We start from the raw sequence: 20,532 nt of genomic DNA on the forward strand, positions 1-20,532 counted from the left end.
CACCAATCTTTGAGGAGATAAACACCATGACTACTCCCACCCAGCAGCTCTCCGACGCCGGAGTCTCCATCTGGCTCGACGACCTCTCCCGCGGACGCCTGGAAACCGGCACGCTCCGCAAGCTCATCGAAGAGAAGAACGTCGTTGGCGTCACCACCAACCCGTCGATCTTCCACGCTGCGATCACCTCCGGCACGGACTACGACCACATCATTGCCGCCAAGGCAGCCGCAGGTGCCAGCGTCGAAGACACCATCTTCGAGATCACCACCACCGACGTCGCCGACGCCTGCGATCTCTTCGCCCCCGTGGCTGCCGCCACGAAGGGCGTGGATGGACGCGTCTCCATCGAGGTCGACCCCCGGCTTGCCTGGGACACCGCCGGAACCATCGCCGAGGCCAAGCACCTTTTCCAGCGCGTCAACAAGGACAACGTCCTCATCAAGATTCCTGCGACGGTTGAAGGCCTCGAAGCCATCACGGCAACCCTGGCAGAGGGCATCAGCGTCAACGTGACCCTGATCTTCTCCCTGGAGCGCTACCGCGCCGTCATCAACGCCTTCCAGTCCGGGCTGGAGCGGGCAAAGGAGAACGGCCATGACCTCTCCAGGATCCACTCGGTCGCCTCGTTCTTCGTCTCCCGCGTCGACACCGAGATCGACAAGCGCCTGGACAAGATCGGCACGGAGGAGGCCAAGGCCCTCAAGGGCAAGGCCGGGGTTGCCAACGCCCGCCTTGCCTACCAGGTCTACGAGGAGCTCTTTGCCACCGAGCGCTGGGCCCTCCTGGCGGATGCCGGCGCACTCCCCCAGCGCCCCCTCTGGGCCTCGACCGGCGTCAAGGACCCGGCCTACCCGGACACCCTCTACGTCACCGAACTCGTGGCACCGGGCGTGGTGAACACCATGCCGGAGAAGACCCTGGACGCCACGTTCGACCACGGCGTGGTCACCGGCGATACCGTCACCGGCACCTATGATGAGGCGAACGCAACCCTCGACGCCCTGGAAAAGCTGGGCGTCAGCTACAACGACGTCGTCGCGCTCCTTGAAACCGAAGGCCTGGACAAGTTCGTGGCCAGCTGGAAGGAACTCCTGGCCGACGTCGAAGGCGCCCTCGCCTCTGCACGAAAGGCTTCCTAACACCTATGAGCACTCTCAGCTACGACGCCACCGGCGCTGCCCAGCAGGCGCTTGAACAGCACCTTCCCGCCCTCGTCGAGGACAGGATCGCCACCCGGATCTTCGCCAAGGACCACACCCTGTGGGGTCCGGACGCCGAAGCCGAGTCGGCAATCCGGCTCGGCTGGGTGGAAGCCGCAACCGTTTCACAGCCTTTGGTCAAGGACATCCTGGAACTCCGTGACGCTTTGCGTGGCGAGGGTGTCAGCAGGATCGTGCTCTGCGGCATGGGTGGATCCTCGCTGGCCCCCGAGGTCATTGCGGGTACCGCCGGCGTCGAGCTGACAGTGCTGGACAGCACGGACCCGGACCAGGTCCGTGCCGCCCTGGCGGACCGGCTGGCCGAAACCGCGATCGTGGTCTCGTCCAAGTCCGGCTCCACCTTGGAAACCGACTCGCAGCGGCGCATTTTCGAGCAGGCTTTCACCGAAGCCGGCCTCGACGCCAAGAGCCGAATCATCATCGTCACGGATCCGGGTTCGCCGCTGGACAAGGCATCCCGCGAAGCAGGCTACCGCGCCGTCTTCAACGCGGACCCCAACGTTGGCGGCCGTTATTCGGCCCTGACCGCGTTCGGCCTGGTCCCCTCCGGCCTGGCCGGCGTGGACATCCAGGCATTCCTGGACGAGGCGGAAGAAGCTGCCGAAATCCTCAACGACGACGCTCCCGAGAACATCGGCCTTGCCCTGGGCACGGCGCTGGGTGGGACCACCCCCCTGCGGAACAAGATCGTCATCGCGGAAGACGGCTCCGGCATTGTTGGGTTCGCGGACTGGGCCGAACAGCTCATCGCCGAATCCACGGGCAAGCTGGGCACCGGCGTCCTGCCGGTGGTGGCGGGTCCAAATGCTCCGGAGGTCACCTCGGGTGCTCCCGACGTCCTGGTGGTGCGCCTCGTCGCCCCGGATGCCGACGTCGAACTCGGCGAAGACCAGGTGGCCATCGCCGGCGGCCTTGCCACCCAGATGATGGTGTGGGAGTTCGCCACGGCGGTGGCGGGCAGGCTGCTGGGGATCAACCCCTTCGACCAGCCCGACGTCGAAGCTGCCAAGGTGGCGGCGCGCGGCCTGCTGGATGCCCAGCCCGAGCCGACGCCCGCAGCATTCGTTGACGGGGCCATCGAGGTGCGCGGCGGCGACTGGCTGGGAGACGCTTCAACTGCCGAAGGCGCAGTCAAAGCGCTGCTCGGCACGCTTGCTGCGGACAGCTACCTGAGCGTCCAGGCATACTTCGACCGGCTCGCGTTCGCCGGCCTGGAGGGAATCCGTGATGAGCTCGCAGCCACAACGGGACGGCCCGTAACCTTCGGCTGGGGCCCCCGCTTCCTGCACTCCACCGGACAGTTCCACAAGGGTGGTCCGGCCATCGGCGTGTTCCTCCAGGTCACAGCCGAGCCCGCCGGGGACCTTGCCATCCCGGACCGGCCCTTTACGTTCGGCGAGCTCATCGCCGCCCAGGCTGCCGGCGACGCGCAGGTCCTGGGTGAGCACGGCCGTCCCGTGCTGCGCCTCCACCTGACCGACCGTGCCGCGGGCGTTGCCCAGTTGCAGGACCTCGTCTCTGCCCTGTCCACCCGCGCATCCGCAACCGAAAGCTAAGGCACAGAAGCACCATGCCAGAAACTGAATACGGCAGGAAAGGCGCGGGCCGCGGGCGTAATCCGTTGCGGGATCCGCGCGACCGCCGCTTGAACCGGATTGCCGGTCCCTCGTCGCTTGTGTTGTTTGGGGTCACGGGTGACTTGGCCCGGAAGAAGTTGATGCCCGCGGTGTATGACCTGGCGAACCGGGGGTTGTTGCCGCCGAGTTTCGCGCTGGTGGGTTTTGCCCGCCGGGAATGGGACAAGGAGGATTTCGCCGCCGAGGTCAAGGCGTCGGTGCAGGCGCATGCGCGCACGCCGTTTGATGAGGCGGTCTGGAACCAGTTGTCCGAGGGCATCCGGTTTGTCCAGGGCGAGTTCGACGACGACGCCGCGTTCGAGCGGCTCGGCGAGACGATCAAGGAACTCGACGACGTCCGGGGCACCCGGGGAAACCATGCGTTCTACCTCTCGATTCCACCGAAGGCGTTCGAGCAGGTCTGCCGTCAGTTGTCCAAGCACGGCCTGGCGCAGGCCGACGGGGACAAGTGGCGGCGCGTGGTGATCGAGAAACCATTCGGGCACGACCTTGAATCGGCGCGGCAGTTGAACGACATTGTCGAATCGGTGTTCCCGCCGGACGCGGTGTTCCGGATCGACCACTACCTGGGCAAGGAGACGGTACAGAACATCCTGGCGCTGCGCTTCGCGAACCAGTTGTTCGAGCCGCTGTGGAACGCGAACTATGTGGACCATGTCCAGATCACCATGGCGGAGGACATCGGCACGGGCGGCCGGGCAGGGTATTACGACGGCGTGGGCGCGGCCCGCGACGTAATCCAGAACCACCTGCTGCAGCTGCTGGCGCTCACGGCGATGGAAGAGCCCATCTCGTTCAACGCCGATGACCTGCGCGCGGAGAAGGAAAAGGTCCTCGCCGCGGTCAAGCTCCCCGAGGATCTGTCCACGCATTCGGCGCGGGGGCAGTTCACCGGTGGCTGGCAGGGCGGCGAACAGGTCCAGGGCTACCTGGAAGAGGAAGGCATCCCTGCCGATTCGACCACGGAAACCTACGCGGCGATCCGGGTGGACATCCATACCCGCCGCTGGTCCGGGGTGCCCTTCTACCTGCGCGCCGGCAAGCGCCTGGGCCGGCGGGTCACCGAGATCGCGGTGGTCTTCAAGCGCGCACCGAACCTGTTGTTCCGTGACCATGGCGAGGATGATTTCGGGCAGAACGCCGTGGTGATCCGGGTCCAGCCCGATGAGGGCGTCACCATCCGGTTCGGTTCCAAGGTCCCCGGCACCCAGATGGAAGTCCGCGACGTGACCATGGATTTCGGCTACGGGCACTCGTTCACCGAGTCCTCCCCGGAGGCTTATGAACGGTTGATCCTGGATGTGCTGCTCGGTGAGCCGCCGCTGTTCCCGCGGCACGAGGAAGTGGAGCTGTCCTGGAAGATCCTTGACCCGTTCGAGGAATACTGGGCCTCGCTGAACGAGCAGCCCGAGCCCTACGCCCCAGGCTCCTGGGGCCCGGCCAGCGCCGATGAACTGCTGGCCCGTGACGGACGAACCTGGAGAAGGCCATGATCGTAAACCTGCCCGACACCACCACCTCTAAGGTCTCCAAGAAGCTCATGGCCCTGCGCGAGCAGGGCGGCGTGATTGCCCTGGGCCGGGTCCTGACCCTGGTGGTCGTGACCAAGTCAGGGCTTGAGGAAGAAGCGATCGAGGCCGCGAACGACGCCTCCCGCGAACACCCCTGCCGGATCATCGTCCTCGCCGACGCCGGCAAGGACGCGCAGGACCGGCTCGACGCGCAGATCCGCGTCGGCGGGGACGCGGGTGCCTCGGAGGTGATCGTGCTGCGCGGCTACGGACAGCTCGCGCGCGAATCCGAGTCCCTGGTCGCAGCTTTGCTGCTTCCGGACGCTCCGATCGTGGCCTGGTGGCCGCACGGAGCCCCGGAGAACGCCTGCGAAACCTCCATCGGCGCAATCGCGCACCGCCGGATCACCGACTCCGCGAACGAACCCGACCCGCAGGCCGCGCTGGAGAGGATCCACCACACCTACAAGGCCGGCGACACCGACCTTGCCTGGACCCGGCTGACCAACTGGCGGATCCAGCTGGCCGCGGCCCTGGACGAAGTGGACTCCTCACCTGTCACGGCCGTCGCCGTCGAAGGGGCCTCCGACTCACCCTCGACCATCCTGCTGGCCGCCTGGCTCACCCTGACGCTGGACGCCCCCGTCACCATCGTCGCGGACCCGGCCGGAACCGGAATACGCCGTGTCCGTCTCAGCCGCCCCGGCGGCGATGTCCAGCTCTTCCGCCCCGGACTCTCGGTCGCCGAGCTCACCCAACCCGGCCAACCGGCCCAACGGATCTCCCTCCCACGCCGCAGCCTCCGCGATTGCCTTGCCGAAGAACTCCGGCGGCTTGACCCCGACGAAGTATTTGGCGAAGTGATTACTATTGGACTGCCACGTACCAATCTAAGGAGCGTCCGACCCAGTGAGCGTTGACCCACGAGTAAGCATCCATCCTGATTCGTCCGTCCTCATGGCCGCCATTGCGGCACGCCTGATCACCAAGCTCGTTGATGTCCAGGACAAGTACGGCGAAGCCACCGTGGTGCTCACCGGGGGAACCGTGGGGATCGGTACGTTGAAGGCCGTCGCGGATTCTCCCGCGGCGCCTGCCGTCAACTGGTCAAAGGTCAACTTCTGGTGGGGCGACGAACGCTTCGTTGGCTCGGATGACCCGGACCGGAACACCAAGCAGGCATATGACGCCTTGCTGTCACATATACCGGTGGATCCGGACCGGGTGCACTCACCGGGTTCCACGGACGAGTTCGGTTCCCCCGAGGAAGCGGCTGAGGACTACGCCCGCCAACTCCGGGACGCCGCAGCAGCGGAGCACGCCGCTGACATGTCCGACGACAGGCCGGAGGAGCCCTCAACTCTCCCCCGCCTCGATGTGGTGCTCCTGGGCGTCGGACCCGACGCCCACATCGCCTCGCTGTTCCCGGAGCAGGCCGGGATCCGTGAAAAGGACAAGACCGTGGTGGGTGTCCGGAACTCCCCCAAGCCGCCCCCGCTGCGGATCTCCCTTACCCTTCCCGCCATCAATACGGCGGCTGAGGTGTGGATGGTTGTGGCCGGGGAAGATAAGGCCGGCGCGGTGGGACTGGCATTGGCGGGAGCCAATCCCGTGCAGGTGCCTGCCTCCGGCCCCAGGGGAACCTCCCGCACCCTGTGGCTGATCGACGAGAACGCGGCCTCACGCGTCCCGCAGCAGCTGGTCCGGAAGGACGCCGCGGGCGCGTAGCCTTTCCAGCGCTCCGGCCAGGACGTCTTCGGCGTCCTGGTCGGAGCGCCGTTCTTTAACGTATTCCAAGTGCGTCTTGTAACCCTCGTCAAACAGGTCCTCAGGTGCCGCGGCCTGGCCGTCCCGGGTAGCCGGCGCTCCGCAACGCCTGCAGTCCCACGTCCGGGGGATCTGGTCTTCGGGCATTTTCAGGAACACAGGCTGGGTCTCATGCCCGCTCGCACACCAATAGGACACGCGGATACGGGGCGGGGGCTGGGAGGACGAGTCGTTCGGATGCAGGCTCGATCCGGAACCCGCCACCACTCCGGCGCGGGTTCCCCGGAAACCTGATGCTGGATGGACCATAACAACTCCCTGACGTTAGGCGCCGTTGAACAAAAAACTGTGGCTGCCGGAAACCGACAGCCACAGTTTAAAGGGCAGGTCCGAGGGCCGGGAGGGCCGAAAGTACCTTGTGCCAGGCCCTGGGGTCAGGAATCCCCGCCGCCGCTGAACCGCATGATCAGGCCGAGGGCGATGATCACCACGCCCCAGGTGACACCCAGGATGATGGTGAAGCGGTTGAGGTTGCGTTCGGCCACACCGGAAGAGCTCAGGCCCGAGCTCATGCCGCCGCCGAACATGTCGGACAACCCACCGCCGCGGCCTTTGTGCAGGAGGATCAGGAGCGTCAGCAGGAGGCTCGTGATGCCCAGGAGGATCTGCAGGATGACATGAAGAACGTCCACGACGGCCTTTCGGGAGTTGGGATTGCGGGAGTATGCGCTGGTGTGGGACTAGTCCGCGACCAGGTGGCTCTCGAACCTGACAATATTAGCAAACTCGGCAGGATCGAGGCTGGCGCCACCCACCAGCAGGCCGTCGACATCGCGCTCCTTCAGGATGGCGGCCGCATTGTTGGCCTTGACCGAACCGCCGTAGAGCAGTCGGGTCCTGGCCGCAACATCGGCATCGAAGATGCTTTCCAGTTCCGCGCGGATAGCGGCGCACATCTCCTGTGCATCCTCCGGGCCTGCCACCTCGCCGGTGCCGATGGCCCAGACGGGTTCGTAGGCAACGACGAGATCAGATGCCTGCTCTTTGGTGAGTCCTGCCACCCCGGCGCGGAGCTGCGCCAGGGTGTGCTCCACATGGGTCCCTGCCTGGCGGATTTCCAGGCCCTCCCCCACGCAGAGGACGGGAACGAGGCCGTGCTTGAAGGCCGCCTTCACCTTGGCATTGAGGACCTCGTCCGACTCGTTGTGGATGGTGCGGCGTTCGCTGTGGCCGACGAGGACGTAGGAGCAGCCCAGCTTGGCCAGGAACTGGCCGGAGATGTCACCCGTGTAGGCACCGGAATCGAACTGCGACAGGTCCTGGCCGCCGTAGGCGACCTGCAGGTCGTCGCCCTGGACCAGGGTCTGGACACCGCGGAGATCGGTGAACGGCGGGAAAACGGCCACCTCGACGCGGCTGTAGTCATGCTTGGCGTCAGAGAGGGTCCAGGCCAGCTTCTGCAGGAGGGTGATGCCCTGCACGTGGTCCATGTTCATTTTCCAGTTGCCCGCGATGAAGGGCTTGCGGTCGAAAGCGCCGTTCGTTGACGTAGTCACGTAATCTCCAAAAAAGTTCTTGATATGTGTTCGGCCGGCAGGCTGCCGCGGGCAACCTGCCGGCCGGAGGACTGCATGGTCCGGTTACTGCGGGACAGCAGCGGGAGTGCTACCGGTCCAGGACGCTGAGGCCCGGAAGTTCCTTGCCTTCGAGGTACTCCAGGCTGGCACCGCCACCGGTCGAAATGTGGCCGAACTGGTCATCGGTGAACCCCAGGGTGCGCACGGCCGCAGCAGAATCGCCACCGCCTACCACGGTGAAACCGTCGGTGGCGGTGAGGGCCTGGGCGATGGCCCGGGTGCCTGCCGAGAATGCCTCGAATTCGAAGACACCCATGGGGCCGTTCCAGAAAACCGTCCGGGCCGTCTTGATCCGTTCGGCAAAAGCGGCCGAGGTGTCGGGTCCGATGTCGAGGCCGATGCCCTGGGCGCCAAAGCTGCTGCCCTCGATGGCGTCGGCCGCCACGGTTTCGTGCCTGGCGTCTGCGGCGAACTTCTCTGCGACGACGACGTCCGTGGGAACCACGAATTCCGTGCCCGCGTCCGCTGCCCGCTTCAGGTAGTCCTGGACCACGGGGATCTGGTCTTCCTCAAGCAGGCTTGAGGCGACCTTGTGGCCCTGCGCTGCCAGGAAGGTGAAGAGCATCCCGCCGCCCACCAGGATGGTGTCGGCCTTGCCGAGCAGGTTGTCGATGACGGCCAGCTTGTCCGAGACCTTCGAACCGCCAAGCACCACGACGTACGGGCGCTGGGTGTCGCTGGTCAGCTTCTTGAGGACTTCCACCTCGGTGTGCACCAGGTCGCCCTGGTACGACGGAAGCCGGGTGGCGACGTCGTAGACGCTGGCGTGCTTGCGGTGCACGGCGCCGAAGGCGTCGTCCACGAAGGCACCGTTGGTGCCGGTAAGGGCGACCAGTTCGTCGGCGAAGGCGCCGCGCTCGGCGTCGTCCTTGCTGGTCTCGCGGGCGTCGAAGCGGACGTTCTCCAGGACCAGCGCTTCACCGTCCTGCAAGGCCGCCGCCGCTGCCTTGGCAGCGTCACCGACGGTATCGGCTGCCAGGGTGACCTTGAAGCCCGCCAGTTCGGCAAGGCGGTCCACCGCGGGACGCAGGGAGTACTTTTCATCAGGGGCGCCCTTGGGGCGTCCAAGGTGGGCTGTTACCAGCACGCGGGCACCGGCGTCCGTGAGCTTTGCCAGCACTGGAAGCGAGGCCTTGATGCGGCCGTCGTCAGTCACTGTAGAGCCGTCGAGCGGCACATTCAGGTCACTTCGAACCAGAATGTACCGCCCGCGGACACCTTCAGCGATCAGTTCGTTGAGGGTGTGTGATGTCATGTGTCTAACCCTAGCCCAGCTTGGATGCGACAAGCTCCGTAAGGTCCACGAGGCGGTTGGAGTAGCCCCATTCGTTGTCATACCAGGAAACAACCTTGACCTGGTTGCCAATGACCTTGGTCAGGCCGGCGTCGAAGATGGAGGACGCGGGGTCTCCGACGATGTCGGAGGAGACGATGGGCTCTTCCGTGTAGGTCAGGAAGCCCTGCAGCTCGTCGGACTCGGAGGCACGCTTGAGCGCGGCGTTAACTTCCTCGACGGTGGTCTCGCGGGAGACGGTGACGGTGAGGTCGGTGGCGGAGCCGGTGGGCACGGGGACGCGGATGGCGTAGCCGTCAAGCTTGCCCTTGAGCTCCGGCAGGACCAGGCCGATGGCCTTGGCGGCACCGGTGGAGGTGGGCACCATGTTGATGGCGGCGGCGCGGGCACGGCGCAGGTCCTTGTGCGGGCCGTCCTGCAGGTTCTGGTCGGCCGTGTAGGCGTGGACGGTGGTCATGAGGCCACGCTCGATGCCGAATTCGTCGTTGACGACCTTGGCCAGCGGGCCGAGGCAGTTGGTGGTGCAGGATGCGTTGGAAATGATGTTGTGCTTGTCGTTGTCGTAGAGGTTGTGGTTCACACCCATCACGATGGTGATGTCCTCGTCCGACGCGGGAGCGGAAATCAGGACCTTCTTGGCGCCGGCTGCGATGTGCTTCTGCGCGTCGGCTGCCTTGGTGAAGAAACCGGTGGATTCGATGACGATGTCCACGCCCAATTCGCCCCAGGGCAGGTTGGCGGGATCGCGTTCCGCCAGGACCTTGACCACATTGCCGTTGACGACGATGTTGCCGTCCTTGACCTCGATGGTTTCCTTCAGCCGCCCGCCGACGGAGTCGTACTTGAACAGGTGCGCCAGGGCTTCGGGGCTGGTGAGGTCGTTGACTGCAACGATCTCAAGGTCCGCGCCTTGGGCAAGTGCTGCGCGGAAGTAGTTGCGGCCAATGCGGCCGAAGCCGTTGATACCAATACGGGTCGTCACTTTTACAGTCTCCTTGGTGCTTTGAGAAGCACTACTAGTTGAGCGGGCGTTCAAGCCAACTAACAGATCCCGCACGCCATTGGGCAGAGATGATTAACACGGAGGGCGACCAGCCTCATTGCTGAAGGCTAACCGCCTTCCGTGACCTATCTTACGTTTAACTGGGTCCGCCCCCGCAAGTGCGGGGGCGGACCGTCCACATCCCGGCCGGTTTAAGTCCGAACGTGAAGTTTGTTACAGCGGGGTATAACCCGGGTCACTACGGGAGGGTGATGAGGCCCGTGGCGTTGGCGCGTGCTGCCTCGAAGCGCTGGGCGACGTCCGCCCAGTTGACGATGTTCCAGAACGCCTTGACGTAGTCGGCCTTGACGTTGACGTAGTCCAGGTAGAAGGCGTGCTCCCACATGTCCAGCATCAGCAGCGGGGTGGTGCCCAGTGCCGTGTTGCCCTGCTGGTCGTAGAGCTGCTCGATGACCAGGTTGCCGCCGATGGGTTCGTACGCCAGGAAACCCCAGCCGGAGCCCTGCAGGCCAAGTGCCGCGGCGGAGAACTGGGCGCGGAACGCGTCGAAGGAACCGAAGGCGTCGTCGATTGCGGCTGCCAGCTCACCTTCGGGCTTGTCGCCGCCGTCCGGGGAGAGGTTCTTCCAGAACACGGAGTGGTTGATGTGGCCGCCGGTGTGGAACGCGAGGTCCTTCGACAGGCGGTTGATGTTGGCGAAGTCGCCCTTTTCGCGGGCCTCGGCCAGCTGTGCCAGGGCGTTGTTGGCACCTGCCACGTAAGCCGCGTGGTGCTTGCTGTGGTGCAGCTCCATGATCCGCGCAGAAATGTGCGGTTCGAGGGCGGCGTAGTCGTAGCTGAGTTCCGGCAAAACGTACTCGGTCACAAAATCCTCCAATATCGTGGACCCCAGGGTCCGGTTGGTACCTCTCGGATTGTGCATCCGGGCAGCGGGTGCCCGGAATCCTTTTTTGATTCTATGGGGCGCTTACTCGTCCAGCATTTCCGGCGTCACATTGGCGTCCGTGCCGGGTATCCCCAGGTCAAGGGCGCGCTTGTCGGCCATGGCGAGCAGGCGGCGGATGCGGCCGGCAATGGCGTCCTTGGTCATGACGGGGTCGGCGAGCCGGCCCAGTTCATCCAGGCTTGCCTGTTTGTGGGCCACGCGGAGTTCGCCCGCATACTTCAGGTGGTCCGGAACGTCGTCGCCCAGGATTTCCAGGGCCCGCTCCACCCGCGCACCGGCGGCAACGGCTGCCTGCGCAGAACGGCGCAGGTTGGCGTCGTCAAAGTTGGCGAGCCGGTTGGCCGTGGCCCTGACCTCCTTGCGCATGCGGCGCTCCTCCCACACCATCAGGGCGTCGTGGGCACCCATCCGGGTCAGCAGCGCAGCGATGGTGTCCCCGTCGCGGATGACCACCCGGTCCACTCCCCTGACTTCCCGTGCCTTGGCCTGGATGTCCAGGCGGCGGGCGGCGCCCACCAGGGCCAGGGCGGACTCAGGGCCGGGGCAGGTGACCTCCAGCGACGACGAGCGGCCGGGTTCCGTCAGCGAACCGTGGGCCAGGAACGCACCGCGCCAGACAGCCTCGGCGTCTGCCGCCGAGCCATTGACGACGGCGGACGGCAGCCCGCGCACGGGGCGGCCCCGGCCATCGAGCAGGCCGGTCTGCCGCGCCAGCGCCTCACCGTCGCGGACCACCCGGACCACGTAGCGGCTGGCGCGGCGCAGTCCGCCGGCGGACACGACGATGATTTCGCTTTGGTGTCCGTACACCTCGGCGATGGCGGCCCGGAGCCGGCGGGCAGTGGACGCCAGGTCCACTTCCGCCTCGATGACGATCCGGCCCGAGATGATGTGCAGTCCGCCGGCGAACCGGAGCATGGCGGAAACTTCTGCCTTGCGCACTGATGACTTCTTGATGTCCAGACGGGACAGTTCTTCCTTGACCGATGCTGTCAGTGCCATGGCACCTTCCTAACTGTTCCCAAAAATGTCCTGGTACGCCGTGGCCAGCCGGAGCGGCTCGTGGACGGGGCGGCGTCCCGACGCCCCTACTTTACCCAAGACCACCTCGGCGCCGATCATGCCGGCCGCCTTCTCGAACTCCTGCCTGTCCGGTACGGACGCCGGGTCCGCGAGGACGACGTCGACGCTGAACTCGGGGGCGTACCGGCGCAGGACGTGCAGATGGTCCGCCGCCGTCATGCCGGAGGTCTCCTTCGTGTCTGTGGCGAGGTTCATGGTCAGGCACCGCTTGGCCGGCGTGCTGCACAGGGCCTGCCGCATTTCGGGCAGCAGCAGGTGCGGCAGGACAGACGTGTACCAGGAGCCCGGGCCCAGGACCACCCAGTCCGCAAGCTCGATGGCGGTCAGGGCATCCGTGCAGGCCGGTGCCGCTTTGGGCAGCAGCCGGACTTCCTCCAGTGAACCGGCCACGGCGCAACGTGCCTGGCCCCGGATGGTCTGCAGCGCGGTTCCTCCGTCAGGCGCGCTCACCCGGACGTCGCCTTCGATGGTCAGCGGAACCGTCGACATGGGCAGGACCTGGCCGCGGGCACCCAGCAGGGCGCCGGCCCATTTGAGCCCGGCCACTGTGTCCCCGAGCAGTTCCCAGAGCGTGATGATCAGCAGGTTGCCCATGGCGTGCTCATCCAGCGAACCGCCAGGGCCTTTGCCGGGGCGGAACCGGTGCTGCATGACGTCACGCCAGGTCCGGCCCCAATCGGTGTCGTCACAGAGCGCGGAGAGCGCCATGCGCAGGTCTCCGGGCGGAAGGACGCCGTACTCCTCGCGCAGACGCCCGGACGAGCCGCCGTCGTCCGCCACCGTCACCACCGCGGTGAGTTCGGAGGTGAGCAGGCGCAAGGCAGAGAGCGAGGCCGCCAGGCCGTGGCCGCCGCCCAAAGCCACCACATTGGGACCCTTGTCCTGCTGTCCCGGGCCTTTACCGGCCGGCGGCACCAGGGGCAGGGCTCCGGTGAAAAGCGCCATTACTCGCGGCCCAGATCCCGGTGCGCGGTGGTCACCGTGACCCGCGGGTACTGCGCGAGTTTCTTGGAGAGTTCGACGGCGACCGCGACGGAGCGGTGCTTGCCGCCGGTGCAGCCCACCGCGATGGTGGCGTAGTGCTTGTTCTCCCTGCGGTACCCCTCCAGGACGGGCTCCAGCGCCAGGACGTAGCGGTCCACGAAGTTCTTGACGCCCTCCGCCTCCAGCACGTAGTCGCTGACATCCTTGTCCAGGCCGGTCAGCGGGCGCAGCTGGGGCACCCAGTGCGGGTTGGGGATGAACCGGACGTCCGCCACGTAGTTGGCATCGACGGGCAGGCCGTACTTGAAGCCGAAGCTCATCACGTTCAGGCGCAGGGCCACCGGGCCGGTTTCGCTGAACAGTTCAGTGATGGCGGTGGCCAGGCCGTGGACGTTGTAGTTGGAGGTGTCCAGGACGACGTCGGAGCTGTCGCGCAGTTCCTGCAGCAGCTCGCGTTCCGCGGCGATGCCGTCGAGGATGCGTCCGCCGCCCTGCAGGGGGTGCGGACGGCGTCCCTGCTCGAAGCGCCGGACCAGGACGTTGTCGCTGGCATCCAGGAACAGGACGCGGAAGGTGACGCCGCTCGCCGCCAGTGCGCCCAGCGCCGCACGGATGTCGGCGAAGAGGCCCTTGCTGCGGACGTCGATCACCACCGCCAGCCGGGGAATGGACTGCGGGGCATGCGATACCAGTTCCGCCAGCGTGCCCAGCATCTGGGGCGGGAGGTTCTCCACGACGTACCAGCCGTGGTCCTCCAACGCGTCGGCGGCAGTGCTCCGGCCGGCGCCGGACATTCCGGTGACCACCAGCAGCTCCGCTTCGAGCGGCTTGACGGGTTCCAGCCCGTCGTGCCCCGCTCCGGATTCCGCCGTCGTGTCTGCCATGAAGCCTGCCCCGTTTCCTTGTTGTCCGCAGGGCAACCGCAGTGGCGCCGCCCCGTCCTTTACCCTAGCTAAGATTCAATGATTTCGCCGGTGGTCATGTTGATGGCGGGCACGGACGCAGGTTCGGTCCCGTCCCCGGCGAAGTGGTTCACGATGGCGGTGGCCAGGGCCGGGCCGATGCCCTTGGCCTGCGCAAGCTCTTCGGCGCTGGCCGCCTTCACTCCCTTGACGGATCCGAAGTGTGCCAGCAGGGCCTTCCGCTTGGAGGCGCCCAGGCCGGGGACGGCATCCAGCGCCGATACGGTCATGGCCTTGCCGCGCTTCTGCCGATGGAACGTAATGGCGAAGCGGTGCGCCTCGTCCCGGATCCGCTGCAGCAGGTACAGCCCCTGCGAGGTGCGGGGCAGGATCACCGGGAAGTCGCTGTCCGGCAGCCACACTTCCTCCAGGCGCTTGGCGAGGCCCACCACGTAGACATCGTCGATGCCCAGGTCCTTCAGGGCCCGGGCCGCCGCGTTCACCTGTGGCTGCCCGCCGTCCACCACCACCAGGTTGGGCGGGTAGGCAAACTTCGCCTTGGGCGCAGGCGTGGTGCTGTCCAGCACCGTGCTGCCCGGGGCGGGGTCTGCGGCGTCTGGGCTGTCCGACAGGTCCGCGGGATCCGCGGCAAGGACCGATTCGTCCACCTGGGCCGATTTGTCCTTAAGGTAGTGGCGGAACCGGCGGGTCAGGACGTCGTGCATCGCCGCCGTGTCGTCGGCGGCCGCGGGACCGGTGATCGAGAACTTGCGGTAGTCCGACTTCTTGGGCAGGCCGTCCTCCACCACCACCATGGAGGCCACCACGTTGGTGCCCTGGACGTGGGACACATCGAAGCACTCGATCCGGAGCAGGGGCACCGGCAGGTCAAGGGCTTCCTGGAGTTCCTGCAGCGCCTGGGACCTGACCGTGATGTCTCCTGCCCGCCGCGTCTTATGCAGCTTCAGGGCGTGTTCGGCGTTTTCCCGCACGGTGGACATCAGGGCGGCTTTGTCCCCGCGGCGGGGCACGCGGATGTCCACCTTGGCACCGCGGATACCGCCCAGCCAGGTGGCGAGGTCGTCGGTGTTGCTGGGCTCCACCGGAACCAGGATTTCCCGGGGCAGCCGGCCGTGGGTGTCGCCGTCCTCGCCGTAGACCTGCAGCAGGAGGTGTTCCACCAGGTCGGGGGTGGTGAAGTCCTCCACCTTTTCCACCACCCAGCCGCGCTGGCCTCGGATCCTGCCGCCGCGGACGTGGAACACCTGGACGGCGGCTTCGAGTTCATCCTCGTGCAGGGCAAAGACGTCGGCGTCGGTGTCTTCGGCCAGCACGACGGCATTGCGTTCAAAGACCTTGCGGAGGGCCGTGATGTCGTCGCGCAGCCGCGCCGCGTGCTCGTAATCCAGTTTCGCCACGGCGTCGGCCATCTGCTTTTCGAGCTTGTTGATGAACCGCTTGGCCTCGCCGCCCATGAAGGCGCAGAAGTCCTCGGCCAGTGCCCGGTGGTCCTCGGGCCCGATGCGCCCCACGCAGGGCGCGGAGCATTTGTCGATGTAGCCCAGCAGGCACGGCCTGCCGCTGGCCTCGGCACGCTTGAAGACGCCCGCGCTGCAGCTCCGGACGGGGAAGACCCGCAGCAGGGTGTCCATCGTTTCCCGGATGGCGCCGGCCGTGTAGGGACCGAAGTAGCGGGTCCCTTTCCGCTTGTCCCCCCGCATGACCTGCACGCGCGGATACTTTTCGCTCATGGTGACAGCGAGGTAGGGATAGGTTTTGTCATCCCGGAACACCACGTTGAAGCGCGGTTTGAATTCCTTGATCCAGGTGTATTCCAGCTGCAGCGACTCCAGTTCGCTGCCCACCACGGTCCATTCGACGCTGCTGGCCGCGTGGACCATCGCGTAGGTCTTCGGCAGCAGCCCGGCCGGGTTGGCGAAGTACGAGTTCAGCCGGGACCGGAGGCTTTTCGCCTTGCCGACGTAGATGACCCGCCCGTGCGGATCACGGAAACGGTAGACGCCGGGGTTGGTGGGTATTTCACCGGTTTTGGGCCGGTAACTTGCTGGATTTGCCACCTATCAAGTCTACTGAGTCGCGCCGTACCTCATTGACAGCAGCGCCCCATTGGCTGCGGGCGGGCTGTCAATGGGGCCCGGGCCTATTCGACAGTCTTGCTCTGGTTGTAGCTCGCCGAACGTGGCTGGCCACTGAGCCCGGCAATTGCGTCCATGATCCGGTCCGTGACTTCCCGGCGGGCGGGCAGGGAGTGGTCCGGTCCGGTCTTGTCGAAGTACAGCGGTTCACCCACCTTCATGGTGAAGTGCTGCGGCCTGACCCCTTTTTCCCCGGCGCGCTGGAGCTTCTCGGTGCCGATCAGGCCCACCGGGATCACGGGTGCGCCGGTGGTAAGGGCCAGCCAGCCGACCCCCGTGCGTCCCCGGTAGAGGATGCCGTCCCGGGACCGGGTGCCCTCGGGGTAGATGCCGATACCGCGGCCTGATTCGAGGATGTCCAGCAGGGTCTTGAGCGCCTGGACGCTTGCGGCCTGTTCACCGCGCTCCACCGGAATGGAACCCACCGATTCGAAGAAGGCCTTCATGACCTTGCCCTTGACGCCGCCGGTGGTGAAGTACTCGGCTTTGGCGAAGAAGGCGACCGGGCGGGGCATGAGTGCCTGGACGATCACGCTGTCGAAGAAGGAAAGGTGGTTGGGGGCCACGATAAAGGGCCCGTCCGAGGGGACGTTTTCGAGTCCGACGACGGTTGGCCGGCAGGTGCCGGCGATCAGGTTGCGCGTGGTCCAGCGGACGGCATCAAACATTTCCATCGTTGCTCACCCCGCTCATGGCCGCTGCGTGGATGGCCTGCAGCCTTCCGATAACGGCCACCAGTTCCTCGCCGGTCGTGACGACCGCGACGGAGCCGGCTTCCTCCAGTTCCCCCTCCGGAGCGAAGCCCCAGCTGACCCCGATGCAATCCAGTCCGTTCGCGATGGCGCCGGCGACGTCCTGGGCGCGGTCCCCCACCATGATGGCGTGCTGGGTGTCCAGGTCCCGGAGGGCGGCGGCGATGATCTGGGTCTTGCCCAGCGGCACGCCCTCAACTGCCGTTTCGTCATCGGCGGAACCGTGGATGCCCTGGAAGAACCCGTCGATGCCGTGGTGTGCCAACACTTTATGCGCCAGGCGCTGGGGTTTTTGGGTGGCCACGGCCACAGGGTGGCCCGCAGCCGCGAAGGATTCGAGGATGTCCCGGATGCCCGGGTAGAGCCGGCTCTGGCCGATTCCGGTGGCGACGTAGTACTCGCGGTACCGGCGGACCACTTCTCCGAGTTGGTCCGCCGGTACCTTTGCCACGTTGAGCAGTGAGTCGCTGAGCTTGGGGCCGATCATCGCATCGAGCAGTTCCTGGCCGGGAACCGGGAGCCCCAGCTCCCGGAGGGCCGATGCAATTCCCTCAGTTATTCCACCGGCCGGATCGACAAGAGTGCCGTCCAGGTCAAAGATCACGGGCACAGTTGTTGAAGTCACCGGGTTAGTTTCTCACGACAGCAGGAGTGCCTGAAACTCACATTCCCCTGCGGGAATATTCGGGCAGATTTTCCGTCCGTCAGCCCAGGATCTCCGCAAGGAACTTCCCGGTGTGGCTCGTGGTGGACTTGGCCACCTGCTCCGGGGTACCCGCGGCCACGATCTGGCCTCCGCCCGAGCCGCCGTCCGGGCCCAGGTCCACCAGCCAGTCGGCGCTCTTGATCACATCGAGGTTGTGCTCGATGGTGATCACCGTGTTGCCCTTGTCCACCAGCCCCTGAAGGACCATCAGCAGCTTGCGGATGTCTTCGAAGTGCAGGCCCGTGGTGGGTTCGTCCAGGACGTAGATGCTGCGCCCGTTGGACCGCTTCTGCAGTTCCGCCGCCAGCTTGACGCGCTGCGCTTCACCGCCGGAAAGGGTGGTGGCGGGCTGGCCCAGGCGCACGTAGCCAAGGCCGACGTCCACCAGGGTGTTGAGATGGCGGGCGATGGGTGAGAAGGCCGCGAAGAACTCCGCACCCTCCTCGATGGGCATGTTGAGTACGTCCGCGATGGTCTTGCCCTTGTAGTGCACCTCGAGGGTTTCCCGGTTGTACCGGGCGCCGTGGCACACTTCGCAGGGGACGTAGACGTCCGGCAGGAAGTTCATTTCGATCTTCAGCGTGCCGTCGCCGGAGCACGCCTCGCAGCGGCCGCCCTTGACGTTGAACGAGAACCGGCCTGGCAGGTAGCCGCGCACCTTGGCCTCGGTGGTCTCCGCGAAGAGCTTGCGGATGTTGTCGAAGACCCCGGTGTAGGTGGCGGGGTTGGACCGCGGGGTACGGCCGATGGGGCTCTGGTCCACGTGGACCACCTTGTCCAGGTGCTCCAGTCCCTGGACGGTCTTGTGCCGGCCGGCCACCTGTTTGGCGCCGTTGAGCTTGTTGGCCAGCACCTTGTAGAGGATCTCGTTGACGAGCGTGGACTTGCCCGAGCCGCTGACGCCGGTCACGGCTGTGAACAGCCCCAGGGGGAAGGCGGCGTCGACGTTCACGAGGTTGTTCTCGCGGGCACCGACAACTTTGATTTCGCGCTTCTTGTCGTATTTGCGGCGCTTTTTGGGCACCTCAATAGCCTTGCGGCCAGACAGGTAGTCGCCGGTCAGGGAGTCCTTGTTGTCCAGCAGCTCCTTGTAGGTGCCGGAGTGGACCACCTGGCCGCCGTGTTCGCCGGCACCGGGTCCGATGTCAACGATCCAGTCGGCGACGTGGATGGTGTCCTCATCGTGCTCGACGACGATGAGGGTGTTGCCCATGTCGCGGAGCCGGGTGAGTGTTTCGATGAGCCTGCGGTTGTCCCGCTGGTGCAGGCCGATGGACGGTTCGTCGAGGACGTAGAGGACCCCCACCAGGCCGGAACCAATCTGGGTGGCAAGCCGGATGCGCTGTGCTTCGCCGCCGGAAAGGGTGGCGGATGGACGCTCAAGGTTGAGGTACTCCAGGCCAACGTCCAGGAGGAACGTGAGGCGGGCCTGGATCTCCTTGAGGACCTGGTGCGCGATCTGTGCCTCGCGGCCGGTGAGGACCAGGTTGTTCAGGAAGTCCGCGCACTCCCGCATGGGCAGGGCGGCCACTTCGGCAATGGACTTGCCGTTGATCAGCACAGACAGGGATGCAGGGTTAAGGCGGGCGCCGTTGCAGGCGGGGCAGGGAACCTGCCGCATGTACTCCTCATAGCGGTCGCGGGCCCAGTCGGAGTCTGTCTCACCGTGCTTGCGGTGCACGTACTGGATCGCGCCCTCGAAGCCGGTGCTGTATTTCCGTTCCCGGCCAAAGCGGTTCCGGTACTGCACCACTACTTTGTGGTCCTTGCCGTGCAGGATGGTCTGGCGCACGTCCTTGCCCAGCTTCTCCCACGGGGTGGTCATGGAGAAGCCGACTTCCTTGGCCAGGCCTTCCAGGAGCCGGTTCCAGTATTCGGTGGTGGCGGTGCCCAACGACCAGGGGGCGATGGCGCCCTCGGACAGGGACAGCTCCGGGTTGGGAACGATCAGTTCCTCATCCACCTCGAGCCGGGTGCCGATGCCGCTGCAGGCGGCGCAGGCACCAAAGGGATTGTTGAAGGAGAAGGAACGGGGCTCGATCTCGTCGATGGCGAGCGGGTGCTCGTTGGGGCAGGCAAGGTTTTCGGAGAACGCCCGGATCCGGCCCGGCGCGTCAGCCTCAAGGTCGACGAACTCCGCCAGGACGCGGCCCTCGGCCAGTCCCAGCGCGGTCTCGATGGAGTCGGTCAGGCGCTGGCTGATCCCTTCCTTCACCACCAGGCGGTCCACCACCACTTCGATGGTGTGCTTGAACTGCTTGCCGAGCTTGGGCGGATCACTCAGCTGGACCAGGTTGCCGTCCACCCGTGCCCGCGAGTAGCCCTTGGCGGTGAGCTCCTTGAAGAGGTCCACGAACTCGCCCTTGCGCCCGCGCACCACGGGGGCCAGGACCTGGAAGCGGGTGCCCTCGTCGAGTTCCAGGAGCTGGTCCACGATTTGCTGTGGCGTCTGCTTGGACACCGGCTCCCCGCATACGGGGCAGTGCGGCCTGCCGACGCGCGCCCACAGGAGGCGCATGTAGTCGTAGATTTCGGTGATGGTGCCCACCGTGGACCGCGGGTTCTTGCTGGTGGATTTCTGGTCGATCGACACCGCGGGCGAGAGACCTTCGATGAAGTCGACGTCAGGCTTGTCCACCTGGCCCAGGAACTGGCGCGCATACGCGGACAGGGATTCCACGTAGCGCCGCTGGCCTTCGGCGAAGATGGTGTCGAACGCCAGCGAGGATTTGCCGGACCCGGACAGCCCGGTGAAGACGATCATGGCGTCGCGCGGCAGGTCAAGGTCCACGTTGCGCAGGTTGTGCTCCCGCGCCCCCTTGACCACGAGGCGGGAGAGGTCCGGGCGTGCCGGAGCGGCAGCGGCGGGGACGGTGGCGGCGATGGAGGCGGCAGGGGTTTCTTCAGCTAAGGCTTTAGGCACCCCATTAT

At 66.0% G+C, this 20,532-nt stretch carries 18 protein-coding genes; 5 read left to right on the top strand and 13 right to left on the bottom strand.

Going from position 1 to position 20,532, the window contains the following annotated elements:
• The first annotated feature begins 26 nt into the window (after nucleotides 1-26).
• From tal to pgl, 5 genes are read left to right on the top strand one after another with little or no spacing between them, the layout of a single operon-like run.
• Nucleotides 27-1,142 carry a transaldolase gene (gene tal, locus PUN71_RS06315; RefSeq protein WP_277797735.1) on the top strand — a complete coding sequence of 372 codons (1,116 nt, stop codon included), beginning with the start codon at nucleotides 27-29 and terminating at the stop codon, nucleotides 1,140-1,142.
• Between the two features lie 5 nt (nucleotides 1,143-1,147).
• Nucleotides 1,148-2,779, top strand: a complete 1,632-nt coding sequence (locus tag PUN71_RS06320; RefSeq protein ID WP_043454772.1) for a phosphoglucose isomerase-related protein — start codon at nucleotides 1,148-1,150, stop codon at nucleotides 2,777-2,779.
• 14 nt (nucleotides 2,780-2,793) lie between these two features.
• The gene (gene zwf / locus PUN71_RS06325) at nucleotides 2,794-4,353 is read left to right on the top strand and encodes a glucose-6-phosphate dehydrogenase (protein WP_043454773.1); all 1,560 of its coding nucleotides are present in this window, start codon (nucleotides 2,794-2,796) and stop codon (nucleotides 4,351-4,353) included.
• Complete coding sequence (locus PUN71_RS06330) at nucleotides 4,350-5,291, top strand: glucose-6-phosphate dehydrogenase assembly protein OpcA (protein ID WP_043454775.1); 942 nt, start codon at nucleotides 4,350-4,352, stop codon at nucleotides 5,289-5,291. Before zwf ends, PUN71_RS06330 begins: the two co-directional genes overlap by 4 nt.
• The gene (gene pgl / locus PUN71_RS06335) at nucleotides 5,281-6,099 is read left to right on the top strand and encodes a 6-phosphogluconolactonase (RefSeq protein WP_043454776.1); all 819 of its coding nucleotides are present in this window, start codon (nucleotides 5,281-5,283) and stop codon (nucleotides 6,097-6,099) included. The genes PUN71_RS06330 and pgl overlap by 11 nt, the downstream gene beginning before the upstream one ends.
• On the opposite strand, the gene PUN71_RS06340 is transcribed toward pgl, so the two are convergent.
• The 13 genes from PUN71_RS06340 to uvrA form a co-directional block, all read right to left on the bottom strand.
• Nucleotides 6,052-6,447: an RNA polymerase-binding protein RbpA gene (locus PUN71_RS06340; protein ID WP_277797736.1), complete on the bottom strand. Its 396-nt coding sequence runs from the start codon at nucleotides 6,445-6,447 to the stop codon at nucleotides 6,052-6,054. The two genes, pgl and PUN71_RS06340, sit on opposite strands and share 48 nt — an antisense overlap.
• A gap of 125 nt (nucleotides 6,448-6,572) precedes the next feature.
• Nucleotides 6,573-6,830: a preprotein translocase subunit SecG gene (gene secG, locus PUN71_RS06345; protein WP_043454779.1), complete on the bottom strand. Its 258-nt coding sequence runs from the start codon at nucleotides 6,828-6,830 to the stop codon at nucleotides 6,573-6,575.
• Nucleotides 6,831-6,878: 48 nt separating this feature from the next.
• On the bottom strand, nucleotides 6,879-7,694 hold the full coding sequence (tpiA, locus tag PUN71_RS06350; RefSeq protein ID WP_277797737.1) for a triose-phosphate isomerase: 816 nt from the start codon (nucleotides 7,692-7,694) through the stop codon (nucleotides 6,879-6,881).
• Between the two features lie 109 nt (nucleotides 7,695-7,803).
• Nucleotides 7,804-9,030 carry a phosphoglycerate kinase gene (locus tag PUN71_RS06355; protein ID WP_043454781.1) on the bottom strand — a complete coding sequence of 409 codons (1,227 nt, stop codon included), beginning with the start codon at nucleotides 9,028-9,030 and terminating at the stop codon, nucleotides 7,804-7,806.
• Nucleotides 9,031-9,040: 10 nt separating this feature from the next.
• Entirely contained in the window at nucleotides 9,041-10,051 is a 1,011-nt protein-coding gene (gap, locus tag PUN71_RS06360) for a type I glyceraldehyde-3-phosphate dehydrogenase (RefSeq protein WP_043454782.1), read from the bottom strand.
• A 259-nt stretch (nucleotides 10,052-10,310) separates the two neighbouring features.
• A complete protein-coding gene (locus PUN71_RS06365) occupies nucleotides 10,311-10,937 on the bottom strand; it encodes a superoxide dismutase (RefSeq protein WP_043454784.1) in 627 nt (208 codons plus the stop codon).
• Nucleotides 10,938-11,039: 102 nt separating this feature from the next.
• Nucleotides 11,040-12,020: a DNA-binding protein WhiA gene (gene whiA / locus PUN71_RS06370; protein WP_043454785.1), complete on the bottom strand. Its 981-nt coding sequence runs from the start codon at nucleotides 12,018-12,020 to the stop codon at nucleotides 11,040-11,042.
• A gap of 9 nt (nucleotides 12,021-12,029) precedes the next feature.
• Entirely contained in the window at nucleotides 12,030-13,046 is a 1,017-nt protein-coding gene (locus PUN71_RS06375) for a gluconeogenesis factor YvcK family protein (RefSeq protein WP_277797738.1), read from the bottom strand.
• Nucleotides 13,046-13,969 carry an RNase adapter RapZ gene (rapZ, locus tag PUN71_RS06380; protein ID WP_043454788.1) on the bottom strand — a complete coding sequence of 308 codons (924 nt, stop codon included), beginning with the start codon at nucleotides 13,967-13,969 and terminating at the stop codon, nucleotides 13,046-13,048. The genes PUN71_RS06375 and rapZ overlap by 1 nt, the downstream gene beginning before the upstream one ends.
• Nucleotides 13,970-14,037: 68 nt before the next feature.
• Nucleotides 14,038-16,065, bottom strand: coding sequence for an excinuclease ABC subunit UvrC (gene uvrC, locus PUN71_RS06385; protein ID WP_277797739.1), 2,028 nt, complete (start codon nucleotides 16,063-16,065; stop codon nucleotides 14,038-14,040).
• Nucleotides 16,066-16,148: 83 nt separating this feature from the next.
• The gene (locus PUN71_RS06390) at nucleotides 16,149-16,817 is read right to left on the bottom strand and encodes a lysophospholipid acyltransferase family protein (protein WP_277797740.1); all 669 of its coding nucleotides are present in this window, start codon (nucleotides 16,815-16,817) and stop codon (nucleotides 16,149-16,151) included.
• On the bottom strand, nucleotides 16,804-17,520 hold the full coding sequence (locus tag PUN71_RS06395; RefSeq protein WP_043454793.1) for an HAD hydrolase-like protein: 717 nt from the start codon (nucleotides 17,518-17,520) through the stop codon (nucleotides 16,804-16,806). Before PUN71_RS06395 ends, PUN71_RS06390 begins: the two co-directional genes overlap by 14 nt.
• A 79-nt stretch (nucleotides 17,521-17,599) precedes the next feature.
• On the bottom strand, nucleotides 17,600-20,524 hold the full coding sequence (uvrA, locus tag PUN71_RS06400; RefSeq protein WP_043454795.1) for an excinuclease ABC subunit UvrA: 2,925 nt from the start codon (nucleotides 20,522-20,524) through the stop codon (nucleotides 17,600-17,602).
• Nucleotides 20,525-20,532 lie beyond the last annotated feature (8 nt).

The sequence above is a fragment of the Arthrobacter sp. NQ7 genome (assembly GCF_029581595.2).
Taxonomy (GTDB): Bacteria; Actinomycetota; Actinomycetes; order Actinomycetales; family Micrococcaceae; genus Arthrobacter; species Arthrobacter phenanthrenivorans_B.

What these genes read in the sequence shown, in the direction of transcription:
- tal (WP_277797735.1), top strand. Translation starts at nt 27, where the DNA reads ATGACTACTCCCACCCAGCAGCTCTCCGACGCCGGAGTCTCCATCTGG.
- PUN71_RS06320 (WP_043454772.1), top strand. Translation starts at nt 1,148, where the DNA reads ATGAGCACTCTCAGCTACGACGCCACCGGCGCTGCCCAGCAGGCGCTT.
- zwf (WP_043454773.1), top strand. Translation starts at nt 2,794, where the DNA reads ATGCCAGAAACTGAATACGGCAGGAAAGGCGCGGGCCGCGGGCGTAAT.
- PUN71_RS06330 (WP_043454775.1), top strand. Translation starts at nt 4,350, where the DNA reads ATGATCGTAAACCTGCCCGACACCACCACCTCTAAGGTCTCCAAGAAG.
- PUN71_RS06340 (WP_277797736.1), bottom strand. Translation starts at nt 6,447, where the DNA reads ATGGTCCATCCAGCATCAGGTTTCCGGGGAACCCGCGCCGGAGTGGTG.
- PUN71_RS06355 (WP_043454781.1), bottom strand. Translation starts at nt 9,030, where the DNA reads ATGACATCACACACCCTCAACGAACTGATCGCTGAAGGTGTCCGCGGG.
- whiA (WP_043454785.1), bottom strand. Translation starts at nt 12,020, where the DNA reads ATGGCACTGACAGCATCGGTCAAGGAAGAACTGTCCCGTCTGGACATC.
- PUN71_RS06375 (WP_277797738.1), bottom strand. Translation starts at nt 13,046, where the DNA reads ATGGCGCTTTTCACCGGAGCCCTGCCCCTGGTGCCGCCGGCCGGTAAA.
- rapZ (WP_043454788.1), bottom strand. Translation starts at nt 13,969, where the DNA reads ATGGCAGACACGACGGCGGAATCCGGAGCGGGGCACGACGGGCTGGAA.
- PUN71_RS06390 (WP_277797740.1), bottom strand. Translation starts at nt 16,817, where the DNA reads ATGGAAATGTTTGATGCCGTCCGCTGGACCACGCGCAACCTGATCGCC.